Below are 12,611 nucleotides of genomic sequence, written 5' to 3' on the forward strand. Positions count from 1 at the left end.
TTCGCCATGCTAAAAACGATGCAAAAACACGGCGTCACGCTGGCTGTCTTCGCCGCGGTTCTGACGGGCCTGACGGCCCTGGTCAATGCGTTGACTAAAACCACGATAGAAGAGCAGGCCACGAAGCAGCAAAAAGCGCTGTTCGATCAGGTGATCCCGTCCGATTTCTACGATAATGACCTGCAAAAAAGCTGCTTTGTGGTAGACGCGCCGCAGCTTGGGAAAGGTACGCATCGCCTCTTTATCGCCCGCAAAGGCGATAAACCGGTAGGCGCGGTCATGGAAGCGACGGCGCCCGACGGCTATTCCGGCGCCATTCAGCTGCTCGTCGGCAGCGATTTCTCGGGCACGATACTGGGCACCCGCGTGACGGAACATCATGAAACGCCGGGTCTTGGCGATAAAATTGAAACCCGTCTGAGTGACTGGATCCTGCACTTCGCCGGTAAAGTTATTCATGGCGAAGGGGATACCGCGTTTGCGGTGAAGAAAGACGGCGGCGAGTTCGACCAGTTCACCGGCGCGACCATCACGCCGCGCGCGGTGGTGAACGCCGTAAAACGAGCCGGGCTGTATGCTGAAACGCTGCCCGCGCAAATCAACAATCTTCCGGCCTGTGAGGAGTAATCATGAGCCAGGTTAAAGAAGTTATCGTCCAGGGATTGTGGAAGAACAACTCCGCGCTGGTACAGCTTCTGGGGATGTGCCCGCTGCTGGCGGTGACGTCCACCGCCACCAACGCGCTCGGTCTGGGTCTGGCGACCACGCTGGTGCTGACCCTGACCAACCTCTCCATCTCTGCCCTGCGCCGCTGGACGCCGTCGGAAATCCGTATTCCGATTTACGTCATGATCATTGCGTCGGTGGTCAGCATCGTCCAGATGCTGATTAACGCCTACGCGTTCGGCCTGTACCAGTCGCTGGGGATCTTTATTCCTCTTATCGTCACCAACTGTATCGTGGTCGGTCGTGCGGAAGCCTTCGCGGTGAAAAACAGCCCGGCCATGTCGGCACTGGATGGCTTTTCCATCGGCATGGGCGCCACGTGCGCCATGTTCGTGCTGGGCTCGCTGCGCGAGATCCTCGGGAACGGTACGCTGTTTGACGGCGCGGACGCGCTGCTCGGCGGCTGGGCCAAAGCGCTGCGCATTGAAGTGTTCCATACCGATACGCCATTCCTGCTGGCTATGCTGCCACCTGGCGCGTTTATTGGCCTTGGCATGATGCTGGCGATAAAATACCTGATTGATGAAAAACGTAAGCGCCGCGCGGCTGAGCGCAGCGTCCAGGAAGGGATACCCGAGAAGGCCACATGAATAAAGAAAAGCGCATTGCGATCCTGACCCGTCTGCGGGACGAGAACCCGCATCCGACGACGGAGCTGAATTTTACCTCCCCGTTTGAGCTGCTGATCGCCGTGTTGCTCTCTGCGCAGGCTACCGACGTGAGCGTCAATAAAGCTACCGCCCTGCTCTATCCGGTTGCCAATACGCCGAAGGCCATGCTGGAGCTGGGCGTGGAAGGCGTGAAGTCCTACATCAAAACCATCGGCCTGTTTAACAGCAAAGCCGAGAACGTCATTAAGACCTGTCGGATCCTGCTCGAGCAGCACGGGGGCGAAGTGCCGGAGGACCGCGCAGCGCTGGAAGCCTTACCTGGCGTGGGGCGCAAAACGGCGAACGTGGTGCTTAACACCGCGTTTGGCTGGCCCACTATCGCCGTTGATACGCATATTTTCCGGGTGTCTAACCGGACGAACTTTGCGCCGGGGAAAAATGTCGAGCAGGTCGAAGAGAAGCTGTTAAAAGTGGTTCCCGCCGAATTTAAGGTTGATTGCCATCACTGGCTGATTCTGCACGGGCGTTATACCTGCATTGCCCGTAAGCCTCGCTGCGGCTCATGCATTATTGAAGATCTCTGCGAGTACAAAGAAAAAGTCTATTCCTGATTATCCAACCCCTTACCAAAAGAAGGGTAATCGCATGCTCTTCTTTTGGCCGTTATTTGTTCGACATTCAATTCCCCTGACCTGTCACTTGTTCGGTCGTTTAACGCTCAAACAGGTTAATAGTTTTTTCATAGCCAAAAATTTCTATACATATGTGATCGCGATCACTCTGATAACTTCATGTTGATTTTTTGTTGTCAAAGTCTACCTAAACCCTCTGTGGCATAAGATATCTCCGACCCAAAACCGAAGATAAGACCAGTGTTTTTTCAGATTATGGGCTATATGACTGGAACAAACGGCAAATAGCAGAACATATCGCCACAAGCCGGTAATAAAGGGTAATTGCCAGACGAAAAAACTACCTTTACTCATCGTATGAAATTTAACGCTGAATAACATTTGTGTGAACCGACGATTATACCACTCCAGATATATGTAACAGATTATTACAAACGTATTGCCAGATGGGACAGGATAGTGAACATTACCCGCCGTTTCTCCTCCCAATATAACTATAAGGCGGATGGGCTACGGCCTTCACGCGATGAACACCCCCGTTAATATGGGATGTAAAAAAAGAGGTATATGTGTCGACTGCAAACAATAAACCAACAGATGAAAGCGTGAGTCTTAACGCTTTTAAACAACCTAAAGCGTTCTATCTCATCTTCTCAATCGAGTTATGGGAGCGTTTTGGTTATTACGGCCTGCAAGGGATCATGGCGGTTTACCTGGTAAAACAGCTGGGTATGTCCGAAGCCGATTCCATCACGCTGTTCTCCTCCTTCAGTGCTCTGGTGTACGGCCTGGTTGCTATCGGCGGCTGGCTGGGCGATAAAGTTCTCGGAACGAAACGCGTCATCATGCTGGGTGCCATTGTCCTGGCGATTGGCTATGGCCTGGTTGCATGGTCAGGGCACGATGCCGCTGTGGTGTATATGGGTATGGCGACGATTGCCGTCGGTAACGGTCTGTTCAAAGCGAACCCGTCCTCCCTGCTCTCTACCTGCTATAACAAAGACGATCCGCGTCTGGACGGTGCATTCACCATGTACTACATGTCCATTAACATCGGTTCGTTCTTCTCTATGCTGGCGACCCCATGGCTGGCGGCGAAATTCGGCTGGAGCGTGGCGTTCGCGCTGAGCTTCGTCGGTATGCTGATCACCGTGGTGAACTTCCTGTTCTGCCGCAGCTGGGTTAAAGACTACGGTTCAAAACCTGACTTCGAGCCTGTGCACATGGGCAAACTGCTGGCGACCATCGTGGGCGTGGTGATCCTTGCCGCAATCGCTACCTGGCTGCTGCACAACCAGGGTATCGCACGTGCCGTTCTGGGCGTGGTTGCGCTGGGTATCGTGGTCATCTTTGCGAAAGAAGCATTCGCCATGCAGGGGGCTGCCCGTCGTAAGATGATTGTGGCGTTCATCCTGATGCTGGAAGCGATTATCTTCTTCGTGCTGTACAGCCAGATGCCAACTTCTCTGAACTTCTTCGCTATCCGTAACGTTGAACATTCAATCCTCGGTATCGCGTTCGAGCCGGAGCAGTTCCAGGCTCTGAACCCGTTCTGGATCATGATTGGTTCCCCGATTCTGGCCGCTATCTATAACAAGATGGGCGACCGTCTGCCAATGCCGCACAAGTTCGCCGTGGGCATGGTGCTGTGTTCTTGCGCCTTCCTGGTGCTGCCGCTGGGTACCAAATTTGCCACCGACGCCGGTATCGTGTCCGTTAACTGGCTGATCCTGAGCTACGCGCTGCAGTCTATCGGCGAACTGATGATCTCCGGTCTGGGCCTGGCAATGGTTGCACAGCTGGTGCCGCAGCGTCTGATGGGCTTCATTATGGGTAGCTGGTTCCTGACCACTGCGGGTGCGGCAATCATTGCAGGTAAGATTGCTAACCTGATGGCGGTTCCGGAAAACGTGACTGACCCACTGCTTTCCCTGAACGTGTACGGCACCGTGTTCATGCAGATTGGTATCGCGACTGCGGTTATTGCGGTTCTGATGCTGCTGACCGCTCCGAAACTGAATCGTATGACTCAGGATGACGACAAAACAGCTGAAGCGACCAAAACCGCTACCGCGTAATATTATTGAGAAACGACGAGCCGCTAATGCTTATTAGCGGCTTTTTTTTTATCCTTTCGCGCACTAACATAGCTGAAATCTCAGCAAAAAGGAGTTACCGATGAAACTGTTCTACAAACCGGGCGCGTGCTCTCTTGCTTCCCATATTACCCTGCGCGAGAGCGGCAAAGATTTCACGCTGGATGGCGTTGATCTGATGAAAAAACGTCTGGAAAACGGCGATGACTATCTTGCCATTAACCCGAAGGGACAAGTTCCGGCGCTCTTGCTGGATGACGGTACTCTGCTGACTGAAGGTGTCGCGATTATGCAGTTCCTGGCCGATAGCGTGCCGGATCGCCAGCTGCTGGCGCCGGTCAGCACGATTTCGCGCTACAAGACGCTGGAATGGCTGAACTATATTGCGACCGAACTGCACAAAGGCTTTACGCCGCTGTTCCGTCCGGATACGCCGGAAGAGTTCAAACCAACCCTGCGTGACCTGCTGGAGAAAAAACTCCAGTACGTCAACGCATCGCTGAAGAACGATCAGTGGATTGGCGGGTCGCGCTTCACGATTGCCGATGCGTATCTCTTCACCGTGCTGCGCTGGGCGCGCGCGGTTAAGCTGAATCTCGAAGGGTTAGACCATATCGCATCGTATATGAAACGCGTGGCGGAGCGCCCTGCGGTGGCTGCGGCGCTGAAAGCGGAAGGGTTGAACTAACCGAGCGGCCTGTGTTGCCGGGTGGCGCTGCGCTTACCCGGCCTACAACTTCCGTAGGCCCGTGCATGCGCAGCACCGCCGGGCTATGTCTAAAGCTGCGTTGCGCTGAAATAGTGCTCCGGCTTCGCGATACGATCCTGTGCCGCAACCACCTGCAGTTCATATTCCTGCATCGCTTTCGTCGCAATCATGATTTCATACACTGCCGCAGTCACGTGCTCCAGCGCGTCGCGCAGCGTCGCCCCCTGCAGCAGTTTCACCAGCAGCAGACCGCTGGTGACATCACCAACCCCCACCGGCTGCCGCACGCCAAAATCCACCAGCGGTCGGCTGATATGCCATGCGTCGTCTTTCGTCACCAGCAGCATCTCAAAACGGTCCTGACTCATCCCTGCGCGCGCGAGGTGTTTTACCAGCACAACCTCTGGCCCCTGGGCTATCAGCTCACGAGACGCGCTTACCGCCTCTTCTACGCTGTTAACCGGACGCTCGCAGAGAATTTCCAGCTCGACCAGGTTTGGCGCAATGATATCGCTCGCGGGCAGCGCATGGCGGACGTGGAATTCGGCAACGCCAGGCGCTACGATGCAGCCTTTCTCCGGATGCCCCATGACCGGGTCGCAGAAGTATTTTGCCGACGGGTTTGCTGCTTTAACCTGGCGGACGATGCCGAGGATATGCTCCCCCTGCTCCGCCGAGCCCAGGTAACCGCTCAGTATGGCGTCACAGCGTTTGAGCTGGTCGATATCGGCAATACCCTGCACAACCTCTGTGAGGTGCGAAGGCGGCATCACACAGCCGGTCCATTTGCCGTACTGCGTGTGGTTGGAAAACTGCACGGTATTGAGGGGCCAGACGTTGACGCCCAGGCGGCGCATCGGGAATTCCGCTGCGCTATTGCCCGCATGTCCAAAAACAACGTGGGACTGAATGGCGAGGATGTTCTTCATTTTTTGCTTACCAAACCCTGAAAAAACAAAAAGGGGCGTGGTTTCCCACGCCCCTCGAGACTGTTAATTATTTCCAGCAGACAAGGCAGTAGTTTTTCTTACCGCGACGCAGCAGGGTGTAGCGGCCATACAAACGGTCGCCGTCAACGAAGGTATATTCCGGATCAGCCTGTTTCTCACCGTTGATGGTGATCGCGTTAGAGGCGATGGTTTTACGCGCCTGACCGCGGGAAGGCTGCAGCTCAGAGTCCACCAGCGCCTGCATCAGGTCCGCCCCTTTTTCCATCTCAACCATTGGCACGCCGTCCTGCGCCAGCTGTTCGAAGTCCGCTTCGCTCAGATCGCTCAGGGTACCGTTGAACAGGCTTGCCGTAATGCGTTTTGCCGCGGCCAGACCGTCTTCACCGTGGACCAGTTTGGTCACTTCATCCGCCAGCACATACTGAGCACGTGGCGCTTTACCGCTGTTCTTGTCTTCTTCTTCCAGCGCATTGATTTCTTCAATGTCCATAAAGGTGAAGAACTTCAGGAAGCGATACACATCGGCGTCCGCAGTGTTAATCCAGAACTGGTAGAATTTGTACGGGCTGGTTTTCTTCGGATCGAGCCATACCGCGCCGCCTTCGGTCTTACCGAATTTGGTGCCGTCAGCTTTGGTGATCAGCGGAACGGTCAGACCAAAGACCTGGTTCTGATGCAGGCGACGAGTCAGATCGATACCGGAGGTAATGTTACCCCACTGGTCAGAACCGCCAATCTGCAGGGAAACGCCGTGCAGTTTGTTCAGGCAGGCAAAGTCATACCCCTGCAGCAGGTTGTAAGAGAACTCGGTAAAGGAGATGCCCTGATCGTCACGGTTCAGACGCTGCTTCACGGCTTCTTTGTTAATCATCTGGTTAACAGAGAAGTGCTTACCGATGTCACGCAGGAAGGTCAGCACGTTCATGTTGCCAAACCAGTCGTAGTTGTTCGCGGCAATCGCGGCGTTATCACCACAGTCGAAGTCGAGGAACGGTGCAACCTGTTTGCGGATCTTATCCACCCACTCCTGCACGGTATCTTCAGTATTCAGCTTACGCTCGGCGGCTTTAAAGCTTGGGTCGCCAATCAGACCGGTCGCGCCGCCCACCAGGGCAACAGGCTTATGGCCTGCCATCTGGAAGCGTTTCAGGCATAACAATGGAACAAGATGCCCCAAATGCAAGCTGTCAGCGGTGGGATCGAAGCCGCAATAGAGCGCGATCGGGCCTTGCGCCAGTCGCTCTGCTAACGCTTCCTCGTCCGTCACCTGGGCCACGAGGCCCCGCTCTTGCAATTGTTTAATCAAGTTACTGCTTGCCATCAAATTCTCCATGTATAAACGACTGCACCTTTGCCGGTACACGACTTTTCGCCTGATGCGAAAGGACCATAGAATAAAGCGCAAGCGCGGTGTGCGCTAGCGCTTAAATCAACAAATTTCGGGGATTACGGTGCCAGTCTGTCGATTTTCCAGCCGCCATTCTCGCGCTGGTATAAAAAGCGGTCGTGCAGGCGATGTTCGCCGCCCTGCCAGAACTCCATCTGCTCAATCGGGATACGGAAACCGCCCCAGAAACTCGGCAGGGGGATTTCACCCTGCTGGAACTTCTGCTTTAGCTCAAGGAATTTACTTTCCAGCACGCCGCGGGCAGAAATGCGGCTGGACTGTTTTGATACCCAGGCGCCAATCTGGCTGTCACGCGGACGGCTGTGGAAATACTTCACCACTTCCAGCGTCGAGAGACGTTCCGCTTTGCCTGTCACCATCACCTGACGTTCCAGCATGTGCCAGGGGAACAGGAGACTGATACGCGGATTGTTTTCTAAATGATGCGCTTTGCGGCTGCCCAGGTTGGTATAGAACACCAGTCCTTTCTCGTCATAATGCTTGAGCAATACGATGCGCTGATACGGTTGGCCGTTTTCATCTACCGTCGCGACAACCATCGCCGTTGGGTCGGCAAGTTTCGCTTCGCAGGCCTGCTTCAGCCAGCGTTCAAAAAGCACGAGGGGTTCAGCGGGAAGGTCCTGACGGCGCAGGCCGCCTTTGGTGTATTCACGGCGCAGGTGCGCAATTTGCTGCAGTTCGTCGTTATCTGACATGGCGTTAGCTGACATTGAGATTGGGTGGCGCTATTGTGCGCCGCCCCTGTGAAAATCTCAACGCTTCGGGTTTTCGAGCTGGCAATTATTCAGCACAATGCGGTCGCGTTTGTAGACCGTGGCGCTGTCGCCTTTTGACCAGAACACATAGATACCGTCGGTATAGCGCGCGCCGGAGGCCGACATGCCCTGCTTCAGTGTCAACAGCTTATTGTCGTAAACAAAGCTGGCTTCCTGGCGTGGATTATTCAGCTTCACGGTCAGCGGCTTTTCGTCACAGCGATACTCCAGCGTATCGGTCTGCATGCGCTCAACGAGTTGGTTATAGACGCTGCATCCTGACAGCAACAAAGGGGCGGCAATAAGAAGAAGTTTTTTCATGGGCGTATTCCGAAGACTTTCCTGGTCCTGGAGGGCATGCCTGCCCTCCTGTTTCATTCCATTCTAACGACGACGCGCCGCGCTGAATTTCAGTTAACTCTGATTATGACGCGGATTGGCCGGGAAGATCGCCCCGAGCACGCTCGCCTCGCGCGCGCCGGTTACCGACGGCAAGTTGCCCGGCAGTCCGGCAATGGTGCGCCAGGCAAGCCAGGCGAAGGCCAGCGCTTCCATGTCATCCCCACTGATGCCGGCTTCATCGGTCGTCGACACTTCGGTACCCGGCAACAGACCCGCAAGACGCGCCATCACCAGCGGGTTGCGGCTTCCCCCACCGCACACCAGCAGGCGTTCACATCCGCCGCTGAGAAGCACCTGTTCGGAGATCGACATGGCCGTGAGCTCAGCAAGCGTCGCCTGAACATCCTGCGGCGCGAGTGCCGGGAATGGCGCCAGCTGGCGCTCAAGCCAGCTTAAATTGAAGTATTCACGTCCCGTACTTTTCGGCGCCGGTAAGGCAAAATAAGGATCGCTTAGCATGGACTGCAACAGCGGGAGAATCACTTTCCCCTCGCTCGCCCACTCCGCGTTTTTATCATACGGTTGGCCGCACTGACGCCAGATCCAGGCATCCATCAGCATATTGCCGGGGCCGGTATCGTACCCGCGGACCGGCTGCCCTGGGATAAGCATCGACAGATTAGCAATCCCGCCAATGTTGAGCACCATCCGCCGCTCTGTTGGGTGTGCCAGCAACGCCTGATGGAACGCCGGCACCAGCGGCGCACCCTGACCGCCAAGCGCAATGTCGCGACGACGAAAATCGCCGACCACCGTGACGCCCGTTTTCGCCACAATCTGGTTGTTATCGCCAATTTGCAGCGTATGCGGGGCATCGCCGGTGGGCTCATGCCAGACCGTTTGTCCGTGACATCCGATGGCCACCACATCCTGCGGGCGAAGATGTTCTTTTTGCATCAAAGCCTGCACCGCATCCGCAAACAGCGCCCCCAGGCGGACATCGAGTTGTCCAAGCTGGGAGAGGGTCAGCTGCTGCCCCTGACAGATACTCAGAATATCCTCTTTCAGTGAAATGGGGATTGGCCAGGTCAGGCTCGCCTGCTGCGCCACCATGTTTTCGTCAATGGCGGCCAGCACGACATCTACCCCATCCAGACTGGTGCCTGACATCACACCAATGTAGCGACCCGATTTCATGCGCTTTCCTTACGTTGCGTGGGCTAAGGATATCCACTCAACCATAAACGGCGCCGCTTTGCCATGCGGCGATAATATTTTTTAACAATGTCAGACGGGTAGCACGGGCGGATCCTGTTTATGTCTCGTTAAGTCAAATTCAAGTACAATTTTCCTATTGTTAGTGCAAAGATATGAACTATGGCCCCTTATGCCATATAATTTAGCCATAACGGATGCCCCCGATGGGGCGTTTTTGGTGAACAGGAGATTCAAATGATTTTACGTGTACTGGGCGTTTCGCTGATTGGTTTAACTCTGGCTGGCTGTGTGAACGACAGTTCACTCTCTGGCGACGTTTACAGCGCTTCTGAAGCGAAGCAGGTTCAGAACGTGACTTACGGTACCGTTGTTAACGCACGCCCTGTACAGATTCAGGGTGGCGATGAAAACAACGTGATGGGCGCCATCGGCGGCGCCGTTCTGGGTGGTTTCCTGGGTAACACCGTTGGCGGCGGTACTGGCCGCTCTCTGGCAACGGCCGCAGGCGCCGTTGCGGGTGGTGTAGCAGGCCAGGGCGTTCAGGGTGCGATGAACAAAACGCAGGGCGTAGAGCTGGAAATTCGTAAAGATGACGGCAGCACCATCATGGTTGTACAGAAACAAGGCAACACTCGCTTCTCTGCAGGCCAGCGTGTTGTTCTGGCAAGCAACGGAAGCCAGGTGACCGTTTCCCCGCGTTAATAAAAGAGGGATGTGGCCATTTGGCCACATCCATTTACAATATATATAATCCTCACGAATATATTTACAAAATACATTCACCCCATCAATTATTAATCACGCCGTATATTGTTTCTGCGCAAAGTATTTATTGCACTAATTGATTAGACTGTTCGCAATTACCTTTTCTTCATTGTTCATAATTTTGTCAGAAACCAATATGCTTGCGAATCGTCGTTCTCTAAAGAGTCGTTATATCGCGTTCTGCCTCGGCTGCATTGTTGTCATCGGGATATTACAAACTCTATTTTTAAAACTCGTTGAATGGGTGCCTTCCTTTTCACCACTTTTATTCCCTACGCTCACCATTTTCTTGCTGGTGTTTCACCTGTTTATTGCCTGTTTTATGGCGATGAAATACTGGTGTGACAGACGACGCATATATCTGATAGCGATCGCTTTCGCCTTTGCCGGTTCGGCATTGCTGATGGTTGGAACGCTGTCCAGCTTCCCAGCCTGGCTGGACCTCTATCAGTTCAACGTCGTGAACTACAACGATGCGATGATTTACTATATGTTCCGCCATCTCTTAATGGCGGTGCTGATACTGATTGCTGCAATACTCTATACCACGCGCGATTATCCCGTTTCCCGGCTGGCGCATATCTCAATAGTGAGCGGCGCGTTTCTCTTTACCGCCTGCGCAGTGGGGCTGGCCTGGCTCTATTCCAGTCATTCACCATTGTTATCCATTGACCTGGTTGATAATGAAACCCGTCAGTTTATGGTTCTCTGGAGCCAGTTCATTAATATTTCTTTAATTGTCCTGTGGGTGGTGACATTAGCAACGCTGATGTTTGTTACCCGCGTGCGCAATTTATTCTGGGTGGGCGGTAATTTCCTCTGCGTCTGCTATATCGTCACGCTATCAATGCTGTTAGCGGGTGGACATGCCGAAGATATATCGTGGTATCGCGCCCGGTTATTTGAAACGGTCGCCACGCTGCTGATTATTTTTGTGCTGCTTTACGATGTCTTCAGGCTGTATCGCGACTCGCACGTAAAATATCAACAGTCCTATCAGAACTCGATCCGCGACCCGCTCACGCGCCTTTATAACCGCAGTTATTTCTATGAATCGTTAAATCAGGCGCTGGATATCGCCAAAGCCAACCGCCCTGTTTCCGTCATCGTCAGCGATCTCGATCGCTTCAAGCGTATCAATGACACCTACGGGCATCTCCAGGGCGACAAAGTCCTGCAGTTTGTCGCCAACCTGCTGATGGATTCCGTCCGCCCGCAGGACATCGCAGCGCGTATTGGGGGGGAAGAGTTTGTTCTGATGCTGACTAACACCTCATCAGAGGCGGCATTCCGGGTGGCGGAACGCATACGGTTGCATCTGAGCAGCTTTGATAGCACCCGCAGCGGGGGTCAGTTACCGGAGCCGATCACCATCAGCATGGGGGTATTTACGGCCACATCATCGACGATAACCGCGGAAACGTGCGTGGAGAATGCTGATAAAGCGATGTATGAAGCGAAAGAGACAGGTCGTAATCGTGTGGTCGTCTTTAAGTAAAAAAAGGCCTTGCTGCTGCAAGGCCTTGTTGTTCGTCAGTCGCGCGACTGCAGCTCATGGATATTTTGCTCAAGGCGTCCAATGAGGCTGATGAGCATCTCCAGCTCTGCCGGTGAAACGCCTGACAGGATTTCACCGCGCGTTTTGGTAATCACGGCTTCCATTTCAGTGATGATAGGCGCCGCTTTCTCGGTAAGCTTAATCCGCTTAGCGCGACGATCGCTGGCGCAGGTTTGCCGGGAGATCAACCCCTTCTCTTCCAGCTGGTCAAGCGTGCGCACCAGCGACGGTTGCTCAATCCCTATCGCTTTTGCCAGCTGAATTTGCGACTGATCGGGCGGCAGCTGATGAATGTTATGCAGCGTGACCCAATGCGTCTGTGTTAATTCCAGAGGTTTCAGGCGATGGTCAATCAGAGCACGCCAGACGCGTACCAACCTTGCCAGATCAGAACCTAATGGCGATTCCAATTTCATCTCCTTATAATTAGCTTGCTAAGTTATTATACTGATTTTAGAATAGTGTGCAGCATTTGTATTGCCAAAACAAATGCAATACTGCATTCATCGAACTTAAAAGTATGACTTACACTGAATTGTGATGCTTCATCATACTAAGACAAGCCAACGCGGCATTCTGTTCACTGCAAAGGATTTCTGCCCGTGACGTTTTTTCATCGCTCAGAGGGTTTACCCCTTCAGGACCTGATCTTCGGTGCGTCAGTTTACTTTCCTCCCCTGTTTAAAGCCGTTCTGGTGGGCTTTATTCTCTGGCTCATCGCACATCGTCTGCTTCGCGACTGGATGTACTCCGGCGAAATCTGGCATCCCATGTTGATGGATCTTTCCCTGTTTGCCCTCGCCGTATGTGTGGGCCTTGCTGTCTTGATGGTGTGGTGACT

At 53.9% G+C, this 12,611-nt stretch carries 14 protein-coding genes; 8 read left to right on the top strand and 6 right to left on the bottom strand.

Annotation, left to right across the window (positions count from 1 at the left end):
* Positions 1-6 precede the first annotated feature (6 nt).
* The 5 genes from rsxG to gstA all read left to right on the top strand — a co-directional run bounded on the left by rsxG (position 7) and on the right by gstA (position 4,753).
* Positions 7-627: an electron transport complex subunit RsxG gene (rsxG, locus tag ABR39_RS22295; protein ID WP_047348780.1), complete on the top strand. Its 621-nt coding sequence runs from the start codon at positions 7-9 to the stop codon at positions 625-627.
* Positions 628-629: 2 nt separating this feature from the next.
* Positions 630-1,316 carry an electron transport complex subunit E gene (locus tag ABR39_RS22300; protein ID WP_047348781.1) on the top strand — a complete coding sequence of 229 codons (687 nt, stop codon included), beginning with the start codon at positions 630-632 and terminating at the stop codon, positions 1,314-1,316.
* Positions 1,313-1,948, top strand: coding sequence for an endonuclease III (gene nth, locus ABR39_RS22305; RefSeq protein ID WP_042719087.1), 636 nt, complete (start codon positions 1,313-1,315; stop codon positions 1,946-1,948). Before ABR39_RS22300 ends, nth begins: the two co-directional genes overlap by 4 nt.
* A 590-nt stretch (positions 1,949-2,538) precedes the next feature.
* Complete coding sequence (dtpA, locus tag ABR39_RS22310; RefSeq protein ID WP_047348782.1) at positions 2,539-4,047, top strand: dipeptide/tripeptide permease DtpA; 1,509 nt, start codon at positions 2,539-2,541, stop codon at positions 4,045-4,047.
* Positions 4,048-4,147: 100 nt separating this feature from the next.
* Positions 4,148-4,753, top strand: a complete 606-nt coding sequence (gene gstA / locus ABR39_RS22315; protein ID WP_047348783.1) for a glutathione transferase GstA — start codon at positions 4,148-4,150, stop codon at positions 4,751-4,753.
* 89 nt (positions 4,754-4,842) lie between these two features.
* On the opposite strand, the gene pdxY is transcribed toward gstA, so the two are convergent.
* From pdxY to anmK, 5 genes are all read right to left on the bottom strand, one after another.
* Positions 4,843-5,703, bottom strand: coding sequence for a pyridoxal kinase PdxY (gene pdxY, locus ABR39_RS22320; protein WP_047348784.1), 861 nt, complete (start codon positions 5,701-5,703; stop codon positions 4,843-4,845).
* Positions 5,704-5,770: 67 nt separating this feature from the next.
* On the bottom strand, positions 5,771-7,045 hold the full coding sequence (tyrS, locus tag ABR39_RS22325; protein ID WP_047348785.1) for a tyrosine--tRNA ligase: 1,275 nt from the start codon (positions 7,043-7,045) through the stop codon (positions 5,771-5,773).
* A 125-nt stretch (positions 7,046-7,170) separates the two neighbouring features.
* Positions 7,171-7,827, bottom strand: a complete 657-nt coding sequence (gene pdxH / locus ABR39_RS22330) for a pyridoxamine 5'-phosphate oxidase (protein WP_024909355.1) — start codon at positions 7,825-7,827, stop codon at positions 7,171-7,173.
* A 57-nt stretch (positions 7,828-7,884) separates the two neighbouring features.
* Positions 7,885-8,208 carry a C-type lysozyme inhibitor gene (mliC, locus tag ABR39_RS22335; RefSeq protein ID WP_047348787.1) on the bottom strand — a complete coding sequence of 108 codons (324 nt, stop codon included), beginning with the start codon at positions 8,206-8,208 and terminating at the stop codon, positions 7,885-7,887.
* Between the two features lie 93 nt (positions 8,209-8,301).
* Positions 8,302-9,426, bottom strand: coding sequence for an anhydro-N-acetylmuramic acid kinase (gene anmK, locus ABR39_RS22340; RefSeq protein WP_047348788.1), 1,125 nt, complete (start codon positions 9,424-9,426; stop codon positions 8,302-8,304).
* Between the two features lie 255 nt (positions 9,427-9,681).
* Between anmK and slyB the strand changes: the two genes are divergently transcribed.
* Entirely contained in the window at positions 9,682-10,149 is a 468-nt protein-coding gene (gene slyB, locus ABR39_RS22345; protein WP_047348789.1) for an outer membrane lipoprotein SlyB, read from the top strand.
* Between the two features lie 199 nt (positions 10,150-10,348).
* Positions 10,349-11,710, top strand: a complete 1,362-nt coding sequence (locus ABR39_RS22350; protein WP_047348790.1) for a sensor domain-containing diguanylate cyclase — start codon at positions 10,349-10,351, stop codon at positions 11,708-11,710.
* A 35-nt stretch (positions 11,711-11,745) separates the two neighbouring features.
* Here the strand turns inward: ABR39_RS22350 and slyA are convergent, their stop codons facing one another.
* Positions 11,746-12,186 carry a transcriptional regulator SlyA gene (gene slyA, locus ABR39_RS22355; protein WP_024909359.1) on the bottom strand — a complete coding sequence of 147 codons (441 nt, stop codon included), beginning with the start codon at positions 12,184-12,186 and terminating at the stop codon, positions 11,746-11,748.
* Between the two features lie 186 nt (positions 12,187-12,372).
* Between slyA and ABR39_RS22360 the strand changes: the two genes are divergently transcribed.
* The gene (locus ABR39_RS22360; RefSeq protein ID WP_047348791.1) at positions 12,373-12,609 is read left to right on the top strand and encodes a DUF1656 domain-containing protein; all 237 of its coding nucleotides are present in this window, start codon (positions 12,373-12,375) and stop codon (positions 12,607-12,609) included.
* The last annotated feature ends 2 nt before the right edge of the window (positions 12,610-12,611 follow it).

This window comes from Enterobacter genomosp. O (assembly GCF_001022965.1).
Classification (GTDB): Bacteria; Pseudomonadota; Gammaproteobacteria; order Enterobacterales; family Enterobacteriaceae; genus Enterobacter; species Enterobacter cloacae_L.